Origin of the sequence: Halocatena salina, from assembly GCF_023115355.1 — an archaeon.
GTDB classification, from domain to species: domain Archaea; phylum Halobacteriota; class Halobacteria; order Halobacteriales; family Haloarculaceae; genus Halocatena; species Halocatena salina.
This window is the reverse complement of sequence record NZ_CP096019.1, coordinates 1,468,310-1,491,513: the sequence shown is the minus strand read 5'-3', so window position 1 is coordinate 1,491,513 and position 23,204 is coordinate 1,468,310. Positions and strand designations below refer to the sequence as shown.

General features: G+C 59.7%; 29 protein-coding genes and 2 tRNA genes. 19 read left to right on the top strand and 12 right to left on the bottom strand.

What is annotated here, in order from left to right; translation table 11 throughout:
* Positions 1-149 precede the first annotated feature (149 nt).
* Complete coding sequence (locus tag MW046_RS07675; RefSeq protein ID WP_247992542.1) at positions 150-1,496, top strand: dicarboxylate/amino acid:cation symporter; 1,347 nt, start codon at positions 150-152, stop codon at positions 1,494-1,496.
* 38 nt (positions 1,497-1,534) lie between these two features.
* A complete protein-coding gene (locus MW046_RS07670; RefSeq protein WP_247992541.1) occupies positions 1,535-2,722 on the top strand; it encodes an iron-containing alcohol dehydrogenase family protein in 1,188 nt (395 codons plus the stop codon).
* An 18-nt stretch (positions 2,723-2,740) separates the two neighbouring features.
* On the opposite strand, the gene MW046_RS07665 is transcribed toward MW046_RS07670, so the two are convergent.
* Positions 2,741-2,813 (bottom strand) — tRNA-Asn (locus tag MW046_RS07665).
* A 118-nt stretch (positions 2,814-2,931) separates the two neighbouring features.
* Between MW046_RS07665 and cca the strand changes: the two genes are divergently transcribed.
* Positions 2,932-4,281 carry a CCA tRNA nucleotidyltransferase gene (gene cca, locus MW046_RS07660; protein WP_247992540.1) on the top strand — a complete coding sequence of 450 codons (1,350 nt, stop codon included), beginning with the start codon at positions 2,932-2,934 and terminating at the stop codon, positions 4,279-4,281.
* 94 nt (positions 4,282-4,375) lie between these two features.
* On the opposite strand, the gene MW046_RS07655 is transcribed toward cca, so the two are convergent.
* Positions 4,376-4,621: a hypothetical protein gene (locus tag MW046_RS07655; RefSeq protein ID WP_247992539.1), complete on the bottom strand. Its 246-nt coding sequence runs from the start codon at positions 4,619-4,621 to the stop codon at positions 4,376-4,378.
* 103 nt (positions 4,622-4,724) lie between these two features.
* Here MW046_RS07655 and MW046_RS07650 point away from each other — a divergent pair, with 103 nt between their 5' ends.
* On the top strand, positions 4,725-5,186 hold the full coding sequence (locus tag MW046_RS07650; RefSeq protein ID WP_247992538.1) for a DUF7529 family protein: 462 nt from the start codon (positions 4,725-4,727) through the stop codon (positions 5,184-5,186).
* On the opposite strand, the gene MW046_RS07645 is transcribed toward MW046_RS07650, so the two are convergent.
* Entirely contained in the window at positions 5,187-5,801 is a 615-nt protein-coding gene (locus tag MW046_RS07645; protein ID WP_247992537.1) for a DUF5806 family protein, read from the bottom strand.
* A gap of 125 nt (positions 5,802-5,926) precedes the next feature.
* On the opposite strand from MW046_RS07645, the gene MW046_RS07640 reads away from it, so the two are divergent.
* Positions 5,927-6,292 carry a universal stress protein gene (locus tag MW046_RS07640; RefSeq protein WP_247992536.1) on the top strand — a complete coding sequence of 122 codons (366 nt, stop codon included), beginning with the start codon at positions 5,927-5,929 and terminating at the stop codon, positions 6,290-6,292.
* The gene (locus MW046_RS07635) at positions 6,289-6,810 is read left to right on the top strand and encodes a GNAT family N-acetyltransferase (protein WP_247992535.1); all 522 of its coding nucleotides are present in this window, start codon (positions 6,289-6,291) and stop codon (positions 6,808-6,810) included. Before MW046_RS07640 ends, MW046_RS07635 begins: the two co-directional genes overlap by 4 nt.
* A gap of 1 nt (position 6,811) precedes the next feature.
* On the opposite strand, the gene MW046_RS07630 is transcribed toward MW046_RS07635, so the two are convergent.
* From MW046_RS07630 to MW046_RS07620, 3 genes are all read right to left on the bottom strand, one after another.
* Positions 6,812-7,093 carry a DUF6360 family protein gene (locus MW046_RS07630; RefSeq protein WP_247992534.1) on the bottom strand — a complete coding sequence of 94 codons (282 nt, stop codon included), beginning with the start codon at positions 7,091-7,093 and terminating at the stop codon, positions 6,812-6,814.
* A 45-nt stretch (positions 7,094-7,138) separates the two neighbouring features.
* On the bottom strand, positions 7,139-8,884 hold the full coding sequence (locus MW046_RS07625) for a nitrite/sulfite reductase (protein ID WP_247994743.1): 1,746 nt from the start codon (positions 8,882-8,884) through the stop codon (positions 7,139-7,141).
* Between the two features lie 85 nt (positions 8,885-8,969).
* Complete coding sequence (locus MW046_RS07620; RefSeq protein ID WP_247992533.1) at positions 8,970-9,290, bottom strand: DUF8134 family protein; 321 nt, start codon at positions 9,288-9,290, stop codon at positions 8,970-8,972.
* Positions 9,291-9,660: 370 nt separating this feature from the next.
* Here MW046_RS07620 and MW046_RS07615 point away from each other — a divergent pair, with 370 nt between their 5' ends.
* The 3 genes from MW046_RS07615 to MW046_RS07605 all read left to right on the top strand — a co-directional run bounded on the left by MW046_RS07615 (position 9,661) and on the right by MW046_RS07605 (position 10,730).
* Entirely contained in the window at positions 9,661-9,840 is a 180-nt protein-coding gene (locus MW046_RS07615; RefSeq protein ID WP_247992532.1) for a DUF8595 family protein, read from the top strand.
* Positions 9,841-9,897: 57 nt separating this feature from the next.
* Positions 9,898-10,563: a DUF7119 family protein gene (locus MW046_RS07610; protein WP_247992531.1), complete on the top strand. Its 666-nt coding sequence runs from the start codon at positions 9,898-9,900 to the stop codon at positions 10,561-10,563.
* Between the two features lie 93 nt (positions 10,564-10,656).
* Positions 10,657-10,730 (top strand) — tRNA-Lys (locus tag MW046_RS07605).
* Between the two features lie 12 nt (positions 10,731-10,742).
* Here MW046_RS07605 and MW046_RS07600 read toward each other — a convergent pair.
* Genes MW046_RS07600 through MW046_RS07590 form a run of 3 tightly spaced genes read right to left on the bottom strand, consistent with a single transcriptional unit; the run spans position 10,743 to position 11,733 of the window.
* Entirely contained in the window at positions 10,743-10,928 is a 186-nt protein-coding gene (locus tag MW046_RS07600) for a DUF8231 family protein (protein ID WP_247992530.1), read from the bottom strand.
* A gap of 43 nt (positions 10,929-10,971) precedes the next feature.
* Positions 10,972-11,232 (bottom strand): DUF7553 family protein, encoded by a 261-nt coding sequence (locus MW046_RS07595; RefSeq protein ID WP_247992529.1) that lies wholly within the window; start codon positions 11,230-11,232, stop codon positions 10,972-10,974.
* A 42-nt stretch (positions 11,233-11,274) separates the two neighbouring features.
* Positions 11,275-11,733: a restriction endonuclease gene (locus tag MW046_RS07590; RefSeq protein WP_247992528.1), complete on the bottom strand. Its 459-nt coding sequence runs from the start codon at positions 11,731-11,733 to the stop codon at positions 11,275-11,277.
* Between the two features lie 218 nt (positions 11,734-11,951).
* On the opposite strand from MW046_RS07590, the gene MW046_RS07585 reads away from it, so the two are divergent.
* Genes MW046_RS07585 through MW046_RS07560 form a run of 6 tightly spaced genes read left to right on the top strand, consistent with a single transcriptional unit; the run spans position 11,952 to position 16,555 of the window.
* Positions 11,952-12,575: an HAD family hydrolase gene (locus MW046_RS07585; RefSeq protein ID WP_247992527.1), complete on the top strand. Its 624-nt coding sequence runs from the start codon at positions 11,952-11,954 to the stop codon at positions 12,573-12,575.
* Complete coding sequence (gene cbiB, locus MW046_RS07580) at positions 12,572-13,519, top strand: adenosylcobinamide-phosphate synthase CbiB (protein WP_247992526.1); 948 nt, start codon at positions 12,572-12,574, stop codon at positions 13,517-13,519. The genes MW046_RS07585 and cbiB overlap by 4 nt, the downstream gene beginning before the upstream one ends.
* Complete coding sequence (cobS, locus tag MW046_RS07575; RefSeq protein ID WP_247992525.1) at positions 13,510-14,271, top strand: adenosylcobinamide-GDP ribazoletransferase; 762 nt, start codon at positions 13,510-13,512, stop codon at positions 14,269-14,271. The genes cbiB and cobS overlap by 10 nt, the downstream gene beginning before the upstream one ends.
* Positions 14,256-14,834, top strand: a complete 579-nt coding sequence (locus MW046_RS07570; protein ID WP_368411315.1) for an NTP transferase domain-containing protein — start codon at positions 14,256-14,258, stop codon at positions 14,832-14,834. Before cobS ends, MW046_RS07570 begins: the two co-directional genes overlap by 16 nt.
* Positions 14,824-15,825: a pyridoxal phosphate-dependent aminotransferase gene (locus MW046_RS07565; RefSeq protein WP_247992524.1), complete on the top strand. Its 1,002-nt coding sequence runs from the start codon at positions 14,824-14,826 to the stop codon at positions 15,823-15,825. The genes MW046_RS07570 and MW046_RS07565 overlap by 11 nt, the downstream gene beginning before the upstream one ends.
* A complete protein-coding gene (locus tag MW046_RS07560; protein ID WP_247992523.1) occupies positions 15,818-16,555 on the top strand; it encodes an adenosylcobinamide amidohydrolase in 738 nt (245 codons plus the stop codon). The genes MW046_RS07565 and MW046_RS07560 overlap by 8 nt, the downstream gene beginning before the upstream one ends.
* On the opposite strand, the gene MW046_RS07555 is transcribed toward MW046_RS07560, so the two are convergent.
* Positions 16,552-16,719 carry a hypothetical protein gene (locus tag MW046_RS07555; RefSeq protein WP_247992522.1) on the bottom strand — a complete coding sequence of 56 codons (168 nt, stop codon included), beginning with the start codon at positions 16,717-16,719 and terminating at the stop codon, positions 16,552-16,554. The genes MW046_RS07560 and MW046_RS07555 overlap by 4 nt on opposite strands.
* A 189-nt stretch (positions 16,720-16,908) precedes the next feature.
* Between MW046_RS07555 and MW046_RS07550 the strand changes: the two genes are divergently transcribed.
* The 4 genes from MW046_RS07550 (at position 16,909) to MW046_RS07535 (ending at position 22,698) form a co-directional block, all read left to right on the top strand.
* The gene (locus MW046_RS07550) at positions 16,909-17,733 is read left to right on the top strand and encodes a DUF8054 domain-containing protein (protein ID WP_247992521.1); all 825 of its coding nucleotides are present in this window, start codon (positions 16,909-16,911) and stop codon (positions 17,731-17,733) included.
* A gap of 1,042 nt (positions 17,734-18,775) precedes the next feature.
* Positions 18,776-20,314 (top strand): glycerol kinase GlpK, encoded by a 1,539-nt coding sequence (gene glpK / locus MW046_RS07545; protein WP_247992520.1) that lies wholly within the window; start codon positions 18,776-18,778, stop codon positions 20,312-20,314.
* Positions 20,315-20,316: 2 nt separating this feature from the next.
* A complete protein-coding gene (locus MW046_RS07540) occupies positions 20,317-21,405 on the top strand; it encodes a DUF7973 family transport facilitator (RefSeq protein WP_247992519.1) in 1,089 nt (362 codons plus the stop codon).
* A 126-nt stretch (positions 21,406-21,531) separates the two neighbouring features.
* On the top strand, positions 21,532-22,698 hold the full coding sequence (locus MW046_RS07535) for a Cdc6/Cdc18 family protein (RefSeq protein ID WP_247992518.1): 1,167 nt from the start codon (positions 21,532-21,534) through the stop codon (positions 22,696-22,698).
* Between the two features lie 8 nt (positions 22,699-22,706).
* Here MW046_RS07535 and MW046_RS07530 read toward each other — a convergent pair whose 3' ends face one another.
* Both MW046_RS07530 and MW046_RS07525 read right to left on the bottom strand, forming a co-directional pair.
* Positions 22,707-22,853 (bottom strand): hypothetical protein, encoded by a 147-nt coding sequence (locus MW046_RS07530; protein WP_247992517.1) that lies wholly within the window; start codon positions 22,851-22,853, stop codon positions 22,707-22,709.
* Between the two features lie 73 nt (positions 22,854-22,926).
* Positions 22,927-23,124 (bottom strand): DUF5800 family protein, encoded by a 198-nt coding sequence (locus tag MW046_RS07525; protein ID WP_247992516.1) that lies wholly within the window; start codon positions 23,122-23,124, stop codon positions 22,927-22,929.
* Positions 23,125-23,204: the final 80 nt, after the last annotated feature.

The following is a 23,204-nucleotide window of genomic DNA, read 5'->3' as shown; positions in this document are numbered from 1 at the left end:
TCTCGTGCAGCTGCCCATGCTTAGAGCAAGTACGTTCCAGATTGACTAGACAATGAATTGTCACGTATTGATACGGGTTTTGCGACACCAGTTTGCACAGCGAGTCGACTCCGACAGCCATAGCAACTTCAAGCAACTACCGAGCACCGATGTCGGACGCTGAGCACCTGGTAATTCGTCTGTGGCATCGATATCGCTCGGTGCCGATCGTCTATCGACTCGCTATCTCATTCGTTCTCGGTGTTGGGGTCGCGTTTACGGTCGGTGCTCCAGCCACACGGCTCGCACCAGTGGGTGATCTCTTTTTGACGCTGTTGGAGATGATCGTAGTACCGGTCGTCGTGTTCAGTTTGCTCGCTGGTGTCCGTCGGCTGTCGCCGAGACAGATGGGACGCGTCGGCGGTATCGTTCTCGGGTTGTATGCAGTAACGACGGCCGTTGCAGGGAGCATCGGGCTGGCAGTTGCGAACCTCCTCGAACCGGGACGAAGTGTCACCTTTACCGGCGGTAAAGCGCAGTCCGCCCAGCCCCCGAGCATCAGTGAGGTGCTCCTTGGTGTGGTTCCGGACAATCCGGTCGATGCGCTGGCTAGCGGCGATCTCCTTTCCATCATTTTCTTCGTGATCGTCTTCGGAATCGCACTCGCCATCGCTCAAGATCGGGCCGAGGAGGGTACCCTTCGTGATGGTACCGACGAGACGGTGATCCGTGATGGTGCCGAGACGTTCTTCAAGCTTGCCGAAACCGGGATGGAGGCGATGTTCATCCTCGTGTGGGGAGTGATGGAATACGGTGTGATCGGCGTCTTTGCGCTCGTCGCCTCCGAGCTGGCGGGCAAAGACGTTGGTGCCATCCTCGCACTCGGATCGCTCGTCGCAGTGGTGTTCGTCGGCGTCTTCATCCACATTACCGTTACGTATCTCGGCGTCATCGTTGGAGGACTGTTGGGAGAGTCTCCGATGGCGTTTCTACGCGGTACGAAGAACGCGATGATCACGGCGTTCAGCATTCGCTCCTCAAGCGCCACGCTGCCCGTGACGATGACCGATGCTGAAGAGCGGTTGCGCATCGACGAGAGCGTCTATGGTTTCTCGCTCCCGTTTGGATCGACGGCCAACATGGACGGTGCGGCGATCCGACAGGCGGTGACAGTCGTCTTTGCCGCCAACGTCGTCGGACAGCCACTCGGACTCGGTGATCAGGTGGCGATCCTCCTCGTCACGGTGTTGATCAGTATCGGTACCGCTGGCGTTCCCGGTGCGGGGTTGATCATGCTGACGATCGTGCTCCAACAAGCGGGCCTTCCCCTGACCGTTGTCGGGTTCGTCGCCGCTGTCGATCCGGTGCTCGGTCGGATAGCGACGATGAACAACGTCACCGGTGATCTTGCGGTGTCGACGCTGGCTGCCAAGTGGACAGACGCGATCGATTTTCAAGACGGCGTCTGGACCACCACCGAACCGGGATCGTCGAACCCTGCTGTGGCCGATGAGTAACCCAAAGAGCGTTGTTAATCCCACTCGAACCGTCGTGTATGACGACTGATTCGTTCAGGTTCGAGTATGAACCGGGAACGATCGTGTACGGTCGTGAGAGTGTTGCCACGATGGGTGAGGAGCTCGCTCGTCGGGATGTCGATCGCGCGCTCCTCGTCACCGGCTCCACGGTTGGGAACACCCCTAGCGTCGTAGACCCGGTTCGAGAAGGGGTTGGCGACCGGCTGGCTGGCGTGTTCGCAAAGACGACGCCCGAAAAGCGATTGAACACTGTACTCGATGGCGTTGAGCGGTTGCGTACGAGTGATGCCGACGCGGTGGTGAGTCTCGGCGGGGGAAGCAGTCTCGACGTAGCGACGGTTATGAGCGTGCTTGCGACCGACGACCGCTCGCGAGAGACGATCCGATCCGAGTTTCTCGAATCGGGATTCATCTCTCATCCCGAAACGGACGTGCTACCCGTGTTCGTGGTACCAACCACGTTGGCCGGTGCAGATCTCTCAATTGCTGCTGGAATCACTGCTGATCCCGACGACCGGCCGACGGTTCATGGTGGCGTGTTCGACGAGCGGCTCATGCCCGAGGCACTCGTGTACGATCCGGCGTTGATCGAGACGACGCCCCATGAGATCCTGTGTGCCTCTGCGATGAACGGCTTTGATAAAGGGATCGAATCGCTGTACGCACCGAACCGGACGCCCATCACGGACGCGACGGCGATGCGGGGGCTAACGTTGCTTGCCGAGGGCCTTCCGCGACTCGGCTCCGGTGCGCACGACAACGCACTTCACGACGCGATCGAGGGAACGATACTAGTACAGTACGGCGTTTCGCGGAACACTGGATCGACGCTGTCGCTGATTCACGCGTTCGGTCACGGTATCTCCCGTGGCTACGATGTCCAGCAGGGTGCAGCCCATGCCATCATCGCACCCCACGCGCTTGAACTGTTGTTCGATCGGGTCGACGGTCGGTGCGCGAAGATCGCTGCTGCGCTCGGTGTCGGTGCGAGCGACGACCCAGCCACGGCCGTCATCGATGCGGTCACTGACGTCCGTGATTCGCTCGGTCTGCCTGCCCGTCTCCGATCCGTACCGGATCTCTCACGGGAAGAGCTGTCAGCGGTCGCAAATGCAGTTGTCACTGACGGACTGATGGAAAACACGCCGAACGGACTCGATCCGACGGAATCGGAGATCAAAGCCGTTCTCGAAAACGCGTGGTGACCGTGTGATGTCAGAAAACGCCACCACCAGGGCTCGAACCTGGGACAACCTCGTTAACAGCGAGGTGCTCTACCAGCTGAGCTATGGCGGCCCGTCGTTTGTCACGTGGTAAATGGTAGTCGCATTCGCTTGAAATCCTTTTCGCTTTCGCGGTCCGGTCGCTTTCGCGGTCCGACACGCTTTACCACCAGAGGATCTACCGACGTGCTATGTGCGATGCGTTCGATGCGGTCACCGATCGGGTTCGTTCGCGTGTCGACCCCGATCAGACGGAACGAGAACGCCTTGCGGAGACCGCGGCGGCGCTCACCGCGCGGGCGGAGGAGGCTGTTGAGGAGCTACCCGTCTCGGCAGACGTGTTACAGGTCGGTTCGACCGCGCGGAACACGTGGATCAGCGGTGACCGAGACATCGACGTGTTCGTCCGATTTTCTCCCGATCTTTCGCGCGAGCAGCTCGAACGATACGGGTTACGTGTCGGGTGGAATGTGCTTCCCGATGGCCGCGAGGAGTTCGCAGAGCATCCGTACGTGACGGGCGAACGCTCGGGATTTGGCGTAGACGTCGTGCCGTGTTTCGCTGTCGAGAGCGCTAGCGCGATCCAATCGGCGGTCGATCGAACGCCGTTTCACACTGAATACGTCGCTGCTCGTCTCGATCCCGAGACCGCGGGAGCTGTTCGTCTCGCAAAAGGCTTTCTGCGGGGGATCGGTGTCTACGGTAGCGATCTCAGAACACGGGGCTTCTCGGGCTATCTGACCGAGCTGCTCGTGCTCGAATACAGTAGCTTCCGATCGTTCATCGAATCCGTCGCTGAGTGGACCCTACCCGTCACGATCGATCTCGAAGGACACAGAGAACGCTCGTTCGACGCGCCGCTGGTCGTGATCGATCCCACTGACCCAGAGCGCAATGTCGCTGCGGTCTGTGCCGAGCGCAACGTCGCTCGGCTGATCCACCACGCTCGGGCGTTCCGTGACGATCCTACAGTCGACCGGTTCGTTCCGGACGATCCCGAGCCGCTCTCTCCCGCGGAGATGCGCACCCAGATCACCCGCCGCGAGACGACGCCGATCGCGGTGCGGTTCGATGCCCCTGATCTCGTCGATGACCAGCTGTATCCCCAACTCGATCGATCACTTCGAGGACTCCGCGACGAACTGGATCGGCGGGGCTTCGATCCCCTCCGGGCGGCAACGTTCGCAGACGAACACGCCGTGTTGTTCGTCGAATGTGAGGTTACTGACCGTCCGGCAGTCGAACGCCACCAAGGACCGCCCGTCGACGCCGTCGAACACGCGAGCGGCTTCTACGAGAAGTACGCCGATAGTGACGCGTACGGTCCGTTCATCGACGGTGACCGGTATGTGGTCGAGCGCTCTCGCGAACTCACGAGCGTCCGCTCGGTGCTCGAAGACCGGCTGTTCTCGATCGCGCTCGGCGTCGACATCGAGGACGCGCTCCACGAGGACTACGAAATCTTGGTCGGCGCACGAACAGCGACACTCGCAGAGACGTTCGGTACAGAGTTCGCCCGCTACTTCGACCCGAAACCGTAGCCCATGTTCGGCGGTCAGAACGGTTGTTCTTTCCCAGCCGGTGCCGTCGGTTTCAGCGCCAGCGAGACGGATCGGCGCGTCGAACACCACGCCATCACTGTGGCTGTGTCCGTGCACACTCGTCGATCGGTGCTGCTTTGAACCCGATCAGATCAAGCCGTGATCCCGTCCGCCGAAGATCCGGCTTGGCATACACGACGACGTTCTCGTACCACCGATGTCGGATTGGTGGTGTCGATCCACGGATGTTGGCTGTCAGAAACACCAAAAACAACCGAACTGTGTGTGCCACGCTCCGTGTTGTAGATGTCTTCTTTCCCTCAGCCGATGATTCATGCACGGGCGACGGTGGCTGCCGCTTCCTCTATCAAACCTCTGCCAGCCCGACGATCGAGCATCTAGCAGAAGATAATCCCTATGCGCGTTGCTCTGTGAAAGAGGGTATGGACACACCGATCGAGTCGGTTTCCGAGCAGTGGGAAGCCGTGATTGACGACATGGAAGCGACGGCAAACGACTACCGGGCTGCTGGTTGGACGGTCGTTGAACTTCATCCCGGCGACGTGACACCGCTTCCGGGTGAACCTCCCCGCTTCGACGTGCTCGTTCCTGACAACGAGTTCGATCAGCTCCAAACAGCCGTTTCCGAGGCTGCATTCGATACCACCGAATTGTACCGGGCCGAAGACGGGGGCGTCACGTTCGTGCTCACGGTTACCTGTGACACTGATCGAGAGGTCGCCGTCTGTTGTCCCTTGTACTACGACCGTCAGACGGCAATTGAACTGTCCGACCGAGCGGACGACGGGCTCACCACCACCATCAGAACGCTCGCGGACGACCGGACGATCGGCATCGACTACGACGACTTCGATCTCTCCGAGACCGAATCCCCTTCGGCATAGCTACTCCTCTTCGAGTTCGTCCGATCGAAGTTCGGCGCTGGCCTCACGCACTTCCCGCATCATGCTCGACACGCGTTCTTCGGCCTCAAGCTCTTGTTCGACTGAGAGATCGACACCTTCGACTTCCAGTAGGAACTTCGCAACCTCGGTGGATTCGTACATGATGTCGTCAAGCTCTTCGGCAGTGAAAAAATCACACATCGCCCCGTAGAGAAACGTCGCTCCTGCCGTCCTGATCTTCTCTTCGAACGCCGACCGGGCCTGATTGACCGCCTGAGGGGTGTAGGTATCTTCCATGAACGGCACGAGATCCGGGAGGTTTTCCCCGATTTTCGTCATCTCGACGCCCGTCTCGGTTCGGAAATCCGAACACAATCGGGCGATGGCCCACTCGCGCGCCGTGATGTACGTGCGGTCTCGAAGAAACTCGTTCGCTCGCTCGTACTGGCTGCCGTCGATCTTCTTGAACCGATCGTACTGCTGGATCTCGGTGGGTATCTCGTGTTCCTGTTCGGTTTCTGATTCCGTGTCGGAGCCGTCGCCGGTTACGGTATCACCGGATTCGACCGGGGGGACTGCAGATGATTCTCCGTTGCCTACAGGATCGTCGGTCATACTCATACTGGGCGCTGGGCGATGAAAAAGCGTGTCGCCAGACTACGTCTGGCTACTAACCGGAACGCGAAGTGTTCCGGTGATGTCGCCGAGAGACTTTTAGCTCGCGCGAGCAATCGACCCCTATGAAACTGCTCGTCGGCATCGATCGCAGCAATCGAACGAAGGCAGTGCTCGAAACGGCCATCGAGCGCGCTACAGCCATGGGCGACGAGATCACTGTCGCCGTCGTGGAGACTGATAACGGTCCACCGACTGATCTGCTCGAACAGGAGGTTCGAGAGTTCTTTTCGGAACGTTCCGTCGATGTCTCGATACGGTCACTCACCGGTCACGCCGGTAGTCAACTCGTCGAACTCGCAGAGCGCGAGGAATTCGATCGGGTCATCATCGACGGGGGACGACGGAGTCCACTCGGGAAGATCCAGCTCGCAGATATCGCGGAATTCGTCCTCTTGAACGCAACGATGACAGTCACGCTGGTACGATGACACGTATCTATCCTTCTGAACCGGCCGGACAGTTCGATCCCCCGCCGATGACGTTCGAGGACGCCGCTGGTCACACGGTGGAGATCACCGAGTACACCGGCGGCGATTTCGACGCCTTCCTCGAGATGTATCTCGCGTTCGATCCCGAGGACCGGGCACAGGGTATTCCCCCGACCACGGACGACCGAATCCGGGAGTGGCTCGATCGCATTCTTACTGAGGACGCCGTCAACGTTGTTGCCTCGACGGAGAACCGACTCGTCGGCCACGCGACACTCGTCCCTGACGGGACTGACGAGTACGAACTCGCCATTTTCGTACTGGGTGAGTACCAGGAGCTTGGCATCGGAACGAAACTCATCACGGCGCTGTTGGGTGCCGGACAGGACCACGGGATCGAACAGGTGTGGTTGTCGGTCGAACGGTGGAACAGCGCCGCACGCACGCTTTATCGAAAGGTGGGCTTCGAACCGAGCAAAACCGAGAGCTTCGAGTTCGAAATGTCGCTTCGGTTGTGACTCATTCCGACTCGGCTTCGACCCGCTGGGCACACTCGGTAAGTTCTTGGGCGAGCGTGCGCGCCTGTTCGGCGGTCAGTGTCACCGAGTCGGCGTGTGCTGGCAACTGTTCGAGTTCGGTGTTGTCGAGTTCGAGTTGCAGCGTGACGTGTTCGGGTTCTGTACGAGGTGTGCGAACGTTGAGCGTCGCCATCGCTTCCTCTTCGAATCCGTGTCCCTCCGCGTGACCCGAAAGGAGATCGAGGGTGGTGTACGCGTTGACCGTCATGATTCGGTCGGCCATACCGGACGAACACGCCTGAGAACGGTAAATCTGATCCTTCGAGCGTTAGTCGTCGGCCGGCGCGGGCGAACTTGCCATCTCGTCGTCTTCGGCGTAGGGGTACCACGTCATCTTCGTGTTGTGCATGTAGGGATCCTCGTAGCTCGTCTCCTCGGGATCGGCGAGTTCCTGTAGCTCCTCTTCGTTGTGAGCCGAGATGAACTCGCGGAAGCTCTCGTCGTCGCGCTGGGCCTCGTAGGTTTCGAGTAGGTTTTCAATGTATCCCGGCACCTCATCGGCCGCGACGCGCATTTCGATCCAGTCGGCAAACTGGGGTTCTTCTCCCAGACCACCGCCGAGACCGATGTCGAACGCTTCGACCGGTTCGCCGTTCTTTCTGGTTTTCATCCCACGAAGGCTGATGTCGGCGATCTGGGGCTGGGCGCACGATGCCGTACAGCCCGACAGGTGAATATGAAAGTCCTCCACACCGTCAGGCACCGACACGTTGTCCCGGAGCCAGTGGGCGTAGCGCACCATCCGGTTTTTCGTTTCGACGATCGATAGCGAGCAGAACTCCGTGCCCGTACACGCAATCGAGCCGCGCATGAACGGATGGGGATCGGGACTGTACTCCGTCAACAACGGTTCTGCGAGGAAGTCATCGAGATCCGACTCGTCGATGTCGGCGATAATGAGGTTCTGACGCTGAGTGACGCCGACGAGTTCCGACCCGTATGCCTCGGCGGTGTCGGCGAGTTCGATGACTTCTTCTGCTCCCATCCGACCGACGAGTACGCTCAGTCCGACGAAATGCTGCCCGTCGTGTTGTTCGTGGACGCCGACGTAATCGCCCGGGGCGTCGGCGCGCCCTGCGTTGTAATCGTACTCATCGCGGAGATCTTCGCCCGCCGTCGGCAGTTCGTGATCGACGTACTCCTCGTCGAGGACTTGCCGGAACTTCTCCGATCCCCATTCATCCATCAAGAACTTGACACGTGCGCTAAAGCGATCGTCGCGGTCTCCGTGGTCTCGGAACAGCGCCGACACGCCCCCAGCCACATCGTAGATCGTCTCGGGCGTACAGAACACGTCGATGTCTCGAGCAAATCGGGGTTCTTTCCGGGCGAGTCCACCCCCAACACGCACATTGAAGCCTTTGACCGTCTCACCATCGATCTCCTTGACCGCCGGTTCGAACGCGAGATCGTTGATGTCCCCCTGTCCTGCGCCACGAGTGTCTCCGGTCACCGACACCTTCCACTTGCGAGGAAGATTGGCGTGATCAGGATTGTTCTTGAACTCCTCGTTCAACCCCTCGATGATCGGCCACACGTCCATGTGCTCATCGGCATCCCGACCGGCGACGGGGCTCCCGACGATGTTGCGCCAGGAGTCACCACAGGCCTGAATCGTCGACAGTCCGTGTTCTTCGAGCTTCTCGAAGATCGCCGGAACGTCTTCGATCTGTATCCAGTGCAACTGGATCGATTGGCGAGTGGTGAAATCGACGAGCCCGTTACCGAACTCGGGGTTATCGACCGGTCCGTGAGCGTACTCGTTGGCGATTTCCCCGACAACGCGGAGCTGTTCCGGCGTGAGCCGACCACCGGGAACCCCGACACGCATCATAAAATTGCCTTCCTGACCCTTGCGCTGGTGGTACAACCCCCACCATTTGAACCGCTCGAACCACGCGTCGTGTTCGTCCTCCGGGATAGAGTCCCACCCTTCTTCGGCGAATCGAAAGAGATGCTCGCGGATCTCGGGTCCGTACACTTCGTCTTTCCATCCCTCGACTTTACTCGGCATATCAACGTTCAACAGTCCTGCGCCTAAATCTTCACGTATTCCGACAAGGTTGCCTCCCTCATCAGCCATTAGGAAAATATCTCCGCTATCTCGTGGCGGGACGGGGCTGGTGAATGCTCTCGGGGACGACGGGACGGAAACGGTCGGTTTTCGGGTCGACAGTTCCCATCTGGAGCCATCCTGTCACACCGTCGGATCCACACGCGATACACTGGCCAGCGATCCGTGCCTCGACGTTCGAGCGATCGACGCCGACCGCGACGAACCCCTCGGCGAGCACGTCGGCGACGTCACACTCACAGAACTCGTGCTTTCGTAACCGCCACAGATCGCTCACAGGCATAACGCGACGGTCGTTCACGCTGATCCACGCCCCATCGTCGAGTTGATGAACCGACGTCGTCACGACTGGGGTTTTCTTCCGAACGATAGTAATCCCGACGATCCGGGTAGTGGTTACCGATCGTCATCAACCATCGGTGATTTCTGATAAGTCCTACGGTGTCTTCGCTTTCGCTCACGTCATCAACTCTGATGACGCTTCGAGGCAACATAACCATGGGACGAAACACGGATTATCCAATATACACTGAAATAGATACCGGTAAATATTTCTCACAGGCGATAGTACGGGCCAGCCTTACAGCGGGACACGGGCTTATACATGATAGCATCGTAAGAGGAGTGATGACAGACGCGGAACTGAGTAATCTGCGACAGCATACGTCAGCGGATGTCGCGCCGGAACTTTACGAAGATTCCGAGGTGCGTTTCAGATGAGCAACGCCGATAGCAGGACATCGAACGTGGACGTCGAGTCGGAGACCAGCGCGTGTCGGCTCGACGATGATGGCGACACCGACCAAGAGACCGATCGCTCCCATCTCGAAGGGGTCGAGGATGGGTGTGGGTGTACGGAAATTTGGGAACACCTTTCCGAACAGCGGGATGGGTGAGTGTCCCCCACTTGTTACCCGAGACGTTTTTCATTATCGCCTTCGTTTTCGTGAGTGATGAGTGATAATCCACCGCCGACAGACCGTGAATCTCCCGTCGGCCAGCCAGTAATTCGTGGGAATCCGGAGTTGGCGGGAGAACGCGCTCCGCAAGCGGTTCAGTTCGATCCATCGGACCCCAGCAGTCTTTCGGCGGCGGCAGAAACGGTACGTGCCTTCGCAGACAACACGGCCGGGGCGGAGGATAACATCTACATGCTCCGTGGCGCAGCCGCCTGTGCCGCTTTGGTCCGGGGGGAAGGGTCGTATAAGAGCGCTGCCGAGCGCGCGGGCGGTGGAGTGACGGTGTCGTTCATCCGAAAGTGGGCCCGGGTACATGATCTTCCACGACCGGTACGAAAGTACGTCGCTACGGGGCGGATCGCGCCTACGGCAGCCAAACACATCGCTCGTGTTCACGGAGAAACCCGATACCAACTCGCGTGGACCGTACTTGACCACGATCTGACCGTCCGGGAGGTCCGGGCGATCGCAAGCGACGTGAACGATGGCCAATCGCTCGACAGCGCGCTCGAAAAACGAGGGATCGAACTCGGTCGGCTCACACTATCGCTTCCACCGGAGACGTATCTCGAACTCCGGCGGGTTGCTGCCATCAACGATACGGATCCAGAAACGATCGTCACTGACGCGCTCGAACGGATTACCGACCAGAGACGGTAGCTACGTTCAGTCCTGTCTTCGCCCGCCGATACGGCCTCGGTTGGAGGAGCATTCCGTAACCGTTTAGCCGGGGGACGGTAAACGTGCAGGTGAGGGCTGGTAGCTCAGTCTGGCAGAGCGTCTGGCTTTTAACCAGATGGCCGGGGGTTCAAGTCCCTCCCAGCCCGTTTTCAGTGCTCCTATCCACGGACGGGAAGATACGACAGTCCGATCACGAGGATCCCAGCGAGCAGGCTCATTACCGCTACAGCCCCGAGTCCCCCAGCCCGGCCCGAAGGAACGTTGGCCATCGTTCTGATCGCGTACGCGCCGATTCCGATCACCAGAAAGAACAGAAAATACGCCGCGGCTGCTCGTCGTTGCATATCTGATCCTTGGAATACGTCCATAAAACGGTTGCTTTTCAGCTCACACCCCACTTACGCCCTGTCGATACTCTCGGAGCCGTTCGTAGGCGCGCTCGATATCGGGATCATTCGTCTCGTCGTGGAGTTCTCTGAGAACGTTCATGTGGCGATCCAACCGGCCGTGATCGGGATCGTGTTCCCGTTCGGCCAGCTGCTCAAGTTGCTCGGCTTGTTCTTCGATTCGCTCGCGGTGGCGTTCGTCCGCGCCCGTCGTAGCCTGATCGAGTGCCTTGCTCGCCGTCACGAGTTTCTCTCTCGTCATACGTCATCCATCGAGAAGCACCCGCAAAAACGTACGCATCGATCACCGACCGGGATGGGCGACACCGTTGTCCGTGAGTCTGGTAGTGAGCTGTTGCCCATCGAGTAGTTCGATGGCACCGTTGTCGGTGGCAGCTCTCCGAATCTCGTCTCTGAACGGCTTCGGTCGCACGAGTATACCCACCTTGGCCCCGTTTATTCCTCGACCGCGCTCTAACTGCTTGACTGTCGGTAATGACACCGTCCCACCGGGGGGGATAATGGAGATGACGACCGTCTTCGACCGTATGAATCCTGATTTCTTCGCAATGAGATCGATTCCTCCTTCGACAGTGGGACCTGCCCGCTCGACTTCATACCCCTCAGCAATGTACAGAGCGCCCACCACCCGCTCGAACGCTGATGGTGATAGGTCGTACAGTGCCCTGACACCCCACTCATACCTGCCCCCAGATGTATCACCTCCAAGTAACGAGCTGAAACGATTCCCATCATCTCCCATATGTATTTATATGTGGCAGTAGAACAAACAGCTTTCGCAAGAGGGAAATGGTCTTTTATTTTCCCTATCGCGCGCCTTCTACACCAGACAACTTTGTCAATAATTGTAGTATTTATCTTCTGAAGAATCGTGCAAAATAATATGACTAATGTATTATATGACCTGGAACGTTCTGGGAGATCGGGACGTTCAAGTCTGTTTGGACTAATTCCACGGGAGTGGTAGTATCGTTCGATTGCTTTGGCACGCTTCTCGAAGTTCAGCCCCCCACTGATCCCGCCAGCGCCGTGGCCACGGCGCTGGCGGATCGAGGGGTGTCGGTACCACCGGATTGGTCGGTTGCGTACGGTGAATCCCATACGACCGTTCCGAGCGGTGTGGAGATTTCACTCACTGAGCACGTGGTTCACGCGCTGGAAAGCCGCGGTATCGATCCGGACCGTGATCAGTGTGCCCGCGCCGTTACAACGGCGTTTGCTCCTGATGTACGGATCCGGCCGGGTGCACGGACAGCCCTTGCGGCGGCGGCCCACCGAGGGCAGATCGGTGTCTGTTCGAACTGTAGCGTGACCGGACTCGTACACCGGGCGCTCGCCCGCTCGGCGGTGGATCGGTCATTCGACGCTGTCGTCACGAGCGTCGGCTGTGGCTGGCGAAAGCCACACCCACGCGCGTTCGAAGCCGTTGCCGAACAGCTTGAGGCGAGCGGTGACACGCTCGTTCACGTCGGTGACGATCCCGACGCAGACGGTGGCGTCGAAGCGGTCGGTGGAACGTTCATCGAGGTGGGTGACGGTTCACTTGAAACGGTTCCGGAACGATTGCGGGAGTTGGATCGATGACTGCCACCGGGACGCTGGCACCGCTGGCGTCGATCGCGCTCGCACTGGTGCTCGACACCGCCGTCGGGGAGCCTCCCGAGCGTGTTCATCCGGTGTCGTGGTTGGGCCAGGTGATCGCTCCGTTCGACCGGGACTGGGATCGACCGTTGGTAGTCGGTGGGATCGTCGGAGGCATCGTTTCACTCCTTGCAGCCGGTAGCGGTGGTGTAGTGGTCGTTCTCGCCGACTCGATCCATCCGGGAGGCGGCGTTCTCGCTACCGGTCTCGTGTTGTTCGTGACGACGAGCCGCCGGTTGTTGCTCGACACTGCTCGGACGGTCATCACGCACACGACCACGGACTTGCCGGATGCACGCACACGGCTTCGGGCATTGGCTGGCCGTGACGCTACCGCCTTGTCGGCAGGGCAGGTCCGCAGTGGGGCCGTCGAGAGCGCCGCAGAGAACCTTTCCGACGGACTGGTTGCGCCGCTGTGCGCGTTCGTCGTACTCGCTCCCGTGTCGCTGGCACTGGGCGCGGCGGGTGCCACGGCGGTGAAGGCGGTGAACACGTTGGATTCGATGCTGGGATACGAGCACAAGCCAGTCGGAACGATCAGCGCTCGCCTTGACGATCTCGTGATGTGGGTTCCTGCCCGGGTGAGCGCCCTGCTGTTGGCCACTGGGTCGGTGTCTGCGCTCGCGACACAACGGGCGTGGTTGGCCACTGTGCCCTCGCCCAACGCTGGCTGGCCGATGGGAACGCTCGCCGCCGTCGTGGGCTGTCGGCTGGAGAAACCAGGTGTGTACACGCTCAATCCCGATTGTCCGCTCCCATCGGTTACAGTCGCACACGAAGCCATCCAGCATGTCAGTCGTGTGAGTCTGCTCGTGTTCGTGCTCGGGGCGATTCTTGTAACCGGATTTCGGATCGCCATGACGGGAGGGGTACAACCATGGTTCTGAAGGCCATCCGTGGCGCGCTTGGTTTTCTGACGCGACTACCGATCGGTACGGACGAGGCGGCGTGGACAGCATTCTGTCGGACTCCATCCGCGTTCGTGCTCGCCGCCTATCCGATCGGTGCGCTCATCGCGCTCCCTGTCGGCGTCGGCTTGTGGCTCGTCCCCGATGTCGAGGCGTCAGTGGCGGCGCTACTGGTTGGTGGCGTGATCGGTCTTACCGGCGTCAATCACGCCGACGGCATCGCGGACCTCGGCGATGCGGTGGTCGTCCACGGCGACCGTGAGCGTCGACGGTCGGTGATGAAAGACACGACTGTCGGTGTCGGAGCTGTACTCGCGCTCACAAGCACGCTAGTTGGACTGGCGCTTGCGGGAATGGCACTCACAAACTGTCCCCCTCTCGTTGCCGTCGGGCTTGTGATCGCTGCGGAGGTCGGCACGAAACTCGGACTGGCTGCGATCGCCTGTCTCGGCACCGCGACTCACGAGGGGCTGGGATCGGCGTTTACGACAGCCACGACACCGCGAGCGTTGTTCGGTCCGACAGTCGTAGCGCTGTTCGCCTGCGGACTGACTGGTCGATCACTGGGTGGGACAACCGCTGTGGTGGTCGGGCTGTGTACCGGACTCGCCGTATCGGTGTGGGCCTACCGAACGCTCGGGGGCGTGAGCGGGGACGTATTCGGTGGTGCAAACGAGCTTGGGCGCGTTTTCGCGCTGCACGCGGGGGTGATCGCATGGACGCTCTCGTGATGTGCGGTGGCACCGGGACCCGACTCGACCGTGGCGAAAAACCCCTCTTGCCGATCGATGGTCGACCGATGATCGACCGCGTGATCGATGCGCTCGCCGCTGCTCGAATCGACACTGTGTACGCCGGCGTCTCTCCGAACGCACCACGGACGACCGCCCGGATCGAGGGAATGCTCGATGTATCGACGATCGAGACGCCGGGTTCGGGGTATGTTCCCGATCTCGAACGGGCACTTGATCGCGTCGTTCCACCGGTGATGACCGTCGCGGCCGATCTCCCGTTGCTCGACGGACAGACGATCGACGCCGTGCTCGATCGATACAGTACCGGTTCGCTCACTGTCTGTGTCCCGGTCGAACGAAAACGCGCGCTGGGAATGAGCGTCGACACCACTGTCGTGGGAACTGAATCGCTCGCTCCCACCGGCGTGAACGTGGTTGGAGACACTGACACCGAAGAATACATGATCAGGGATGACGACCGACTCGCGGTGAACGTGAACCGACCGAGAGACGCATGGATCGCTCAAACGCTGCTGGAGGAGGCGAACGATGGAGCCTGACGCCGTCGATTCGGTCGATCGCGTCGAACACGGCAGCGATCCAGCCGTCGAGTACGACTTTAGCGCGAACTGCAACCCACGCATTCCCGATGGGACGCGCGAGGTGTATCGAGCGGCCTTGGAGCGGGCGCGCTCTTATCCCGACGGATACGACGCGTTTCGGCGGGCGGCAGCTGCGTTCGTCGGCTGTGCTCCACAGCAGGTGATACCCACCGCTGGCGGTATGGCTGCCATTCGACTCACGATCGAAACGGTCGTGACCGCTTCGTCGTCGGTGCTCGTTCCGACGCCGTCGTTCGGTGAGTACGCCCGCGAGGTGCGTCTTCAGGGCGCAACTCCCGCGTTCGTTCCGTTCGAAGAGCTACTCGCTGTCGATCCCGAAGACCACGCGCTCGTCGTCCTCCCCACGCCGAACAATCCTACTGGGGAACTGCCGGATCGTGACGATCTGCTCGCGTTCGTGGATCGTTGTCGATCCGTCGACACTGTGGTGCTCGTCGACGAGGCGTTTCTCGGATTCACCGATCAGCCCTCGCTCGCTGGCACTCCCGGCGTCGTCGTCGCGCGCTCTTTGACGAAGCTGTTCGGGCTGCCCGGTCTCCGGATGGGATACGCCGTGGCGACCGACGAGGTGGGCGAACGGCTTCACAACGCCGTCAAACCGTGGGCAATGGGTGTTCCGAGCGCTGCTGTCGGCTCCCACTGTTTGGCGGCCTCCGAGTTCGTGGCTCGGACGCGCGAGCGCGTCCGACGCGAGCGAGACCGGCTGACTGAGGCCCTTTCCGATCGTTTTGAGGTGGCTTCCTCTCGTGCTCCGTTTGTGCTGGTCGACGTCGGGACCGATCCCGGACCGATCCGTCGCTCACTCCGTGCGGCGGGCATCGCTGTCCGAGATGCGACGACGTTTCGTAGGCTCGATACGCACATCCGGATCGCGGTGCGAACGCCCGAAGAAAACGAGCTGCTCATCGATGCGCTCCTCGATGTCTGATATCACTATCGAAGACGGCGTGCTCCAGTACCGCCGGTCGGGCACGCGCTGGCTTTCGAGTGGGTGGCGAGGCGGCTACCGCACCGATCCGGTCGTGTACAACGTCTCCGTTCCCGAGGAGTGGGACCACGTCGATCTGGATGCGTACGGGAAACGCCGGTGTAAGCGGGCAGGATTCGATGCGGCCGGTCCGACACTGTTCACCGGAGTCGATCTCCAACACACACGGGGAGCGCGCTGTGGTTCCGTCGAAGCCGTCACGACCGCTGGAATCTCGAATCCAGCAACGCTTCCGATAGTCCCGACACGATCGACGGCCACGTCCGAGTCCTCGAGGGGATTTCGTCCCGGCACCGTCAATATCATCCTCTCTACCTCCGAACCGCTCACCGACGGCGCACTTGCGACACTACTCGGAACCGCCGTTGAGGCCAAAACCGCAACGCTACTCGCCGAGTCCGACATTACTGGCACCACGTCGGACGCGATCGTCGTCGGCTGTGAGAGACTCCGTTCCTCGGACAACCGGACGCAGCCCGATGACAGCGATCGAGACCGCGAAAAGCAGCCCTTCGCTGGCAGCGCGACCGCAGTCGGTACTGCGGCTCGGGCCTGTGTCAGAGAAAGTGTCCGTGCGAGTCTTTCCTCCCGATACGCAGAGACGCCGTCACCCGAGGAAACTGAACACGGCGTCACGACGACCCGACGAGCGACCGTCTTCGAACTCTAGGAAAGATCCGGAACAAGCGGATCGATGGTGTAACGCTCCTCTGCCGGCAATACGTCCGGGCCCCGACGATCGTTCCTAAGCACTCCACCGTCCGGCCGGACACGGGACTGTGGCATCACCGGCACCAGCGGTTCGATCTCGTCTGTGGGTCGGTCGTCGATCATGGTACATCCCTGTATTCATCATGGAAGATCATAAAGGTACATGGTTTATCATTTCTTGCCTGGGTCAGTTTCCTACCAATCGCGTCCCGTAGAGACACCTGAAGTATCAGACATATAACCATCTTAATCAACTAACATTAGGTGTTCAAACACCGATAGCTATATTTCCTGTCGTAAAGAGATCCCTCTATGCATATACAGACCGTATTCGACGTGCTTCGTCAACCGGAGTACACTGGTGATAACCGATGTATCCCGTGTACGATAAACAATCTCGCGATCGCTGCCGTCGTGTGTATCTGGCTGTGGGTCATGTGGTGGCCAGGTGCGATGGCCTTCGGATCTTTGGCGCTCCTGAGCATCGTTTTTCGGGGATATCTCGTGCCTGGTACACCGACGTTGACGAAGCGGTACCTTCCCGATCGTGTGCTCTCGGTGTTCGATACCGTGGGGACCGATCCGATGACGACCGAGGAGACGGTTGCGGCCAACACCGAACGGTTGCTCGTCGAATCGGGACCGCTCAAACCGTGTGAAGAGTTCGACGATCTCTGTCTCACCTCCCAGTTCCGGGAGTCGTGGTATGGACGGATGGATCGGATCACCACTTCCGAGACCGAACGCCAAGCGCTGGCGGAGACGCTTGATACGGACGGTGAGATCGCCTTCGTCGATCACGGGGAAGCGTTTACTGCCCACATCAACGGCCAATCGATCGGTCAGTGGGAATCACACGCCGCGTTCGTTGCGGATCTCGCAGCCGCTCGGGAGCTACCCCAGTGGATCGATCAGTGGGACCGTCTTGATGTGGCCGAGCAAGGGACGCTCATCCGGGGACTCCGCGTGTTCATCGATCTGTGTCCGAGCTGTGATGGACCTGTTACTCCGGTATCGGAAACCGTCGAATCGTGCTGTCGAGAACACACCGTGCTCGCCATCTCGTGTGATGGCTGTGACGCGCGGCTGTTCGAATCCGTCGCTGATTCGATCGAACGAGATCCAGAGACGGTGTGAATGCGTCGTTGGTCGCGCTGTGGGTCGATTGGGTACGTTCTGTGTCGTCGATCAGTGCCGGAGTAGAATGTTCGTGAGCTAGTTCGGTATGTACGTGTGATGAGTGATTTTTGAGACTGACGTTTTCCACGTAGTATTTGACGTCGTCTTTCGGGAGCCCTTGGTCAGCTCGTTTTTGGGCTTGAGTAAGGATCCCCTTGTTATTGACATAGGATTTTTTGCTTTGTTTCACGAGATGACTGACCTCGGCAGGTGAGTAGTCTCGACGCTTAAGATCACTGGCTGCTTTGATATTGACACCGCTCCCGGATGGCGCGTCCTCGCCTTCGAGTGCGCCGTTCAACTGGAGTTGGAGTTCCCCGTTCTGGTTGGTGTACTCCCCGTTCTCACCGGGCGTGAGTACGAGATAGCCCGCATTATCACCAACCACGTCCACGCTCGCCTCACGTGATGTCGTCAAATTCGAAAACGCGCCCGTCGCGTAGATGGCGCTCCTCACGAGACCGATGACAACACGATCGCAAGACGACGTATCCGACGCATTGATGACTGACTCTACACCACCCCATGGCCCTCGGGTACTTTGTATTGGTGTGCTTGAAGATTTTCAAGCTCAGCTTGAAGCCATCATTCACACTGCTCACCACCGTTTAACAATCAGTTAATACCATACACGCTGTAATACTCAAACAGAACTACCTGAACATTCTAGTTATTCCTAATATTTCGTAATTTACCACTGAGTTCGATACGACGTCCCAATTGGAACCGGATTCATCGCCCGGACCACACGAACTCGATCGACCGAACGCGACTACTCGCCAGCGTTGTACTTTATCTCTGTACTCCCACTTTCGATAAAGCACTGACCGCCCCCATATCGACTGCCGAGAATACTTACCCCGTTTCAGCGGAATTCGGACGGAAAGCGACCGAAATCCGTCGGTAGATTTATAATGGTCGACTCAATTGTTTACCAGTAGATCAGAATCATGGATAAACAAATCGAATGGGAGTCGTTCACTCCCACAGAGGGGACGAGATGACTGAAACGTACGTCGGTGCGATCGATCAGGGGACGACCGGCACCCGGTTCATGGTGTTCGATCAGGGTGGTCGGGTGGTCGCCAGCGCATACGAAAAACACGAACAGCTCTATCCCGAGCCGGGCTGGGTTGAGCACGATCCGACCGAGATCTGGGAGAACACGAAAGCGGTTATCACGCAGGCGTTGGCTGACGCAGGAGTAGACGCGGAGCAGTTGGCGGCGCTCGGGGTGACAAACCAACGCGAAACCACAGTGCTGTGGGACCGGGATACGGGAGCACCGATCCACAACGCCATCGTGTGGCAGGATCGTCGGACGACTGGTCGTATCGAGGCACTAGAGGAAGCAGGAAAGACCGACGAGATCCGTGCCAAGACGGGACTACAGGCGGACGCGTACTTTTCGGCCACGAAAGCGGAATGGATGTTGGACAACGCCGAACCAATCAAAACCCAGCGTGCCCGGCCGGCTGATCTTCGCGAGCGCGCAGCGGATGGCGAGATCCGGTTTGGAACGATCGATTCGTGGCTCATCCACAACCTCACTGGCAACCACATCACGGAGGTGACCAACGCCTCCCGAACGATGTTGTACAACATCCACGATCTCGCGTGGGACGAGGATCTCCTCGAGGAGTTCGGAATTCCACGGGCGATGTTGCCGGAGGTTCGGCCATCGAGCGACGACGACTACTACGGCTACACTGATCCATCGGGCTTTCTGGGCGCAGAGATACCGGTCGCAGGAGCGTTTGGCGATCAGCAGGCGGCACTGTTCGGACAAACCTGCTTCGATCCGGGGGAGGCGAAAAACACCTACGGTACGGGGTCGTTCTTCCTCGCCAACACCGGTGAGGAGGCCGTCGAGAGCGATCACGGGCTGCTGACGACGATCGGTTTCCAGCGCTCCGGCGAGCCGGTTCAGTACGCGCTCGAAGGCTCGATCTTCATCACGGGTGCGGCGATCGAGTGGCTCGAAGACGTTGATCTGATCGACAATGCGCTTGACACCGAGGAGATCGCTCGCAGCGTCGAGTCGACTGGCGGCGTGTATCTGGTGCCCGCGTTCACAGGTCTCGGTGCTCCCCACTGGGACGGCCGCGCACGCGGGACGATCGTCGGGATGACCCGCGGAACCAACCGCGCTCATATCGTTCGGGCGGCGCTCGAATCGATCGCCTTCCAAACGCGGGACGTTGCAGAAGCGATGGAAGCCGACGCCGACATCGAGATTACCGACTTGAAAGTCGACGGTGGGGCGGTGAAAAACAACTTCCTCTGTCAACAGCAGGCCGACATCATCGAGGCGACTATCGTCCGTCCGGAAGTCGACGAGACGACCGCCTTGGGGTCTGCGTACGCGGCCGGGCTTGCCGTGGATTACTGGGACGATCTCGACGAACTCCGGAACAACTGGCAGGCCGACCGGGAGTTCACTCCGAAGATGGATAACGAGAAGGCCGACGCGATGTACAGCCGCTGGAACGACGCCGTTGAGCGCTCGCTCGATTGGGCTCGGGAGGGGGACGTCTGATCATGGGCATCGGAGCAGTCATCAACGCGCTCAGCGATCCGGGATTGTGGCTCGCTGCCTTTGCGGGCGGCGCGTTCGGAGCAGCGCTCGGCGCGCTGCCAGCGTTCGCGTTCATGGGTATCATCGTTGTCGCTGGCGAGACGGCGAACATTATTACGGAAGCGATCGGGATAGAGGCTCAGATCGCCATTACTGACAGCATCGCGTTCGGTCCCGTGTTCGGTCCGCACATCTCGTTCGCTGGTGGCGCTGCTGCGGCCGCGTATGCGGCACGGAAGGGCTATATGGACACGGGCTTCGATTATCACGAGGCGAAAAACATCTCCCACGCACTCGGGACGAAATACGACGTACTCGCCGTCGGCGGCGCGTTCGGCGTGTTCGGGATGATCGCTCGACAGACGTCGGAAGGATTAGGAATGCCGTGGGATCCGATCGCGATGGGTGTCGTCGTCTCCGCGGTCGCCCACCGGCTGGTCTTTGGCTACTCGCTGATCGGTTCTGTCCACGGTGACAGCCTCTGGGATATGACGCCGTTCGAGCACGAGGAAATGCACACGACCGCCGAAGGTGGAGAGATCGTTGCCGACGGAGGGAACGAGGAGACCACCACTGACACCGATACTGACGTGAGTTCACAGCGGTTTCTCGTCGAGCCGTGGCTCCCTCATCAGTACCGGTGGGCTAACGTGGCGATGCTCGGAGTTGTCGTCGGTCTATTGGGGGGGTATCTCATCGTCGTTACCGGGAGTGTGTTCCTTGGGTTCGGCATCAGCGCGGCCACACTCCTCTTTTTGGCCTGTGGCATAGAACAGATCCCCGTGACCCACCACATCACGTTGCCGGCGTCGACTGCAGCAATGGCGTTGGCCGGTGGAACCACGGACATGGCTATGCTGCCAGCATTGGCGATCGCAGCGGTGTTCGGCGTCAGCGGTGCGCTGTCCGGAGAGGTCATCCAACGCATCTTCTACGCCCACGGTGACACCCACTTCGATCCACCTGCAGCCGCGATCGCACTCAACACGTTCTTCGTCGCCGTGTTGTACTACGTCGGTCTCTTCCCAGGCTTTGCGTGGTTGCCGCTGTGATCGAATGCTAACGACCGTCTTCGCGCTCAGAGACGAAGCGGTTTTCCCGTCCCCTTGCCGTAGTTACAACTACCACTCACGTATCGATAGAATGAGATACATATCGCCGCCGCACGTTTTCCGACGATGGATCTAACAGCTCGCATCCGCCGTCGCCAGCGCTCTGGGACCACCACACAGCTCATTCTCGATTACGACGCCATCAGTCCGGCAGTTCATACCGAGGAGCCGATCGGTCGAGGACCCACATTAGAGCGGCTGCTGGACTATATGGATCCGGCATTCGATGGTGAGCTACCGCCGAATGCTTACGTTTGGGGTGCACCTGGATCGGGTAAATCGGCGATCGTTACCGCCCTGTTCGCCCATCTCGAACGGCTTCTTCACCGCTCGCGGGAGGCGATTCACACGGCCACGCGTACACATCCGGACGGTACGCCGTCGTTCGTCTACGTGGACGCACGCCGGTCTACGAGCGAGTTCGGGCTACACCAGACGGTTCTCGACAGCGTTGTCGTGGAGTCGGTGCCCGAACACGGTATCGGAATCGATTCGATCCGGTCGTGGCTCGATGAGTATCTCAGTGATAACCAGATCCTCGTCGCCGTCGATCACGTCGATGAAGCCGATACGTACTCCGTCTCGCAGCTTGCTTCGGTGTTGGATCCGTTCGACGATCTCTCGTGGATTGCTGTCGGTCGTCAACCACCGACTGAACTGGCGCACGTTCCACCGGAGCACATCGAAATTCCAGCGTACGACGATCACGTCCTCGTGGACGTTCTCACCGAACGGGCGTCGAACGGACTCGCCCAACGCGCCGTTTCCCACGAGCAGCTACGCCGCCTCGTCGGGTGGGCCGACGGAAACGCTCACGACGCGATCGCGGCGCTGTTCGGTGGAGCGATCGACGCGATCGAACAGGATCGATCGCAGATCAGCGAACAGAACCTCCAGACGGGAATGGCAGTCGTTCCGCGTCCGTCGGTGTCGCTCGCTCGCGTGCTGTCACTGGCCGAGAGCCGTCAATCCGTGCTCCGCGAACTTGTCGATCTCGGGGAGTCACAACGGGCGTCTGTCGATGCGACTACGGAGGCGATCGCAGCATCGTCCGATATCGAACTGTCCGCGGCGACGGTCAAACGGTTCCTGTACGAGCTCGCCGAAACCGGCGTCATCGAGCGAGTTACCAACGACACCGGCGAACGCTCCATCGGACGACCGCCGAGTCGGATCGAACCGCGGTTTCCCACGCGGGTGTTTAGCCACTCGTACGATCTCACGAACGAGTGAACGGGGGTTCACGCCGCGAACACGACGTACGGAAGGACGAACAACGCGACGAACAGCACAAACAGGATGATACCATACCCCGCAAGGGTTCCGAACGCGGTCAGCCACGATGGATGTTTGAATTCGGAGTCACCCAGCGACACAAACTGACTCATTATCCATGGATCGATCGCTCGACCAATAGACCTGTCGGTGTCGACGCCTCTATCGTGTCCTCGATCAGCTATCTCATCGAATGATGTCCTGGATCCGGCGAGGCTCACCCTCTAGCGCTGGGTTTTCCTCGATGATCTTCAACACCTCGTGATCGGTGACGTTCGGATACGACTTTTCGGTCGCGTCCTCGATGAGTTGGCGTTCGAGCCGAAACTCGGTTCCCTGATAGACGACATCGACGCCGTGCTCGTCGAACGAAAGAACGGTCATACGATGGATTATTCGTGGCGAAATAAAAATCTCGCCGCTCGCGTCACTCTCGTCTGCCACGCGTCAGACGGTCCCAAGAG

Excerpts from the sequence above, each read along its gene's own strand:
- MW046_RS07675 (WP_247992542.1), top strand. The coding sequence starts at position 150 with ATGTCGGACGCTGAGCACCTGGTAATTCGTCTGTGGCATCGATATCGC.
- MW046_RS07670 (WP_247992541.1), top strand. The coding sequence starts at position 1,535 with ATGACGACTGATTCGTTCAGGTTCGAGTATGAACCGGGAACGATCGTG.
- cca (WP_247992540.1), top strand. The coding sequence starts at position 2,932 with ATGTGCGATGCGTTCGATGCGGTCACCGATCGGGTTCGTTCGCGTGTC.
- MW046_RS07650 (WP_247992538.1), top strand. The coding sequence starts at position 4,725 with ATGGACACACCGATCGAGTCGGTTTCCGAGCAGTGGGAAGCCGTGATT.
- MW046_RS07645 (WP_247992537.1), bottom strand. The coding sequence starts at position 5,801 with ATGACCGACGATCCTGTAGGCAACGGAGAATCATCTGCAGTCCCCCCG.
- MW046_RS07640 (WP_247992536.1), top strand. The coding sequence starts at position 5,927 with ATGAAACTGCTCGTCGGCATCGATCGCAGCAATCGAACGAAGGCAGTG.
- MW046_RS07635 (WP_247992535.1), top strand. The coding sequence starts at position 6,289 with ATGACACGTATCTATCCTTCTGAACCGGCCGGACAGTTCGATCCCCCG.
- MW046_RS07630 (WP_247992534.1), bottom strand. The coding sequence starts at position 7,093 with ATGGCCGACCGAATCATGACGGTCAACGCGTACACCACCCTCGATCTC.
- MW046_RS07625 (WP_247994743.1), bottom strand. The coding sequence starts at position 8,884 with ATGCCGAGTAAAGTCGAGGGATGGAAAGACGAAGTGTACGGACCCGAG.
- MW046_RS07615 (WP_247992532.1), top strand. The coding sequence starts at position 9,661 with ATGAGCAACGCCGATAGCAGGACATCGAACGTGGACGTCGAGTCGGAG.
- MW046_RS07610 (WP_247992531.1), top strand. The coding sequence starts at position 9,898 with ATGAGTGATAATCCACCGCCGACAGACCGTGAATCTCCCGTCGGCCAG.
- MW046_RS07600 (WP_247992530.1), bottom strand. The coding sequence starts at position 10,928 with ATGCAACGACGAGCAGCCGCGGCGTATTTTCTGTTCTTTCTGGTGATC.
- MW046_RS07595 (WP_247992529.1), bottom strand. The coding sequence starts at position 11,232 with ATGACGAGAGAGAAACTCGTGACGGCGAGCAAGGCACTCGATCAGGCT.
- MW046_RS07590 (WP_247992528.1), bottom strand. The coding sequence starts at position 11,733 with ATGGGAGATGATGGGAATCGTTTCAGCTCGTTACTTGGAGGTGATACA.
- cbiB (WP_247992526.1), top strand. The coding sequence starts at position 12,572 with ATGACTGCCACCGGGACGCTGGCACCGCTGGCGTCGATCGCGCTCGCA.
- cobS (WP_247992525.1), top strand. The coding sequence starts at position 13,510 with ATGGTTCTGAAGGCCATCCGTGGCGCGCTTGGTTTTCTGACGCGACTA.
- MW046_RS07570 (WP_368411315.1), top strand. The coding sequence starts at position 14,256 with ATGGACGCTCTCGTGATGTGCGGTGGCACCGGGACCCGACTCGACCGT.
- MW046_RS07565 (WP_247992524.1), top strand. The coding sequence starts at position 14,824 with ATGGAGCCTGACGCCGTCGATTCGGTCGATCGCGTCGAACACGGCAGC.
- MW046_RS07560 (WP_247992523.1), top strand. The coding sequence starts at position 15,818 with ATGTCTGATATCACTATCGAAGACGGCGTGCTCCAGTACCGCCGGTCG.
- MW046_RS07555 (WP_247992522.1), bottom strand. The coding sequence starts at position 16,719 with ATGATCGACGACCGACCCACAGACGAGATCGAACCGCTGGTGCCGGTG.
- MW046_RS07550 (WP_247992521.1), top strand. The coding sequence starts at position 16,909 with ATGCATATACAGACCGTATTCGACGTGCTTCGTCAACCGGAGTACACT.
- glpK (WP_247992520.1), top strand. The coding sequence starts at position 18,776 with ATGACTGAAACGTACGTCGGTGCGATCGATCAGGGGACGACCGGCACC.
- MW046_RS07540 (WP_247992519.1), top strand. The coding sequence starts at position 20,317 with ATGGGCATCGGAGCAGTCATCAACGCGCTCAGCGATCCGGGATTGTGG.
- MW046_RS07535 (WP_247992518.1), top strand. The coding sequence starts at position 21,532 with ATGGATCTAACAGCTCGCATCCGCCGTCGCCAGCGCTCTGGGACCACC.
- MW046_RS07530 (WP_247992517.1), bottom strand. The coding sequence starts at position 22,853 with ATGAGTCAGTTTGTGTCGCTGGGTGACTCCGAATTCAAACATCCATCG.
- MW046_RS07525 (WP_247992516.1), bottom strand. The coding sequence starts at position 23,124 with ATGACCGTTCTTTCGTTCGACGAGCACGGCGTCGATGTCGTCTATCAG.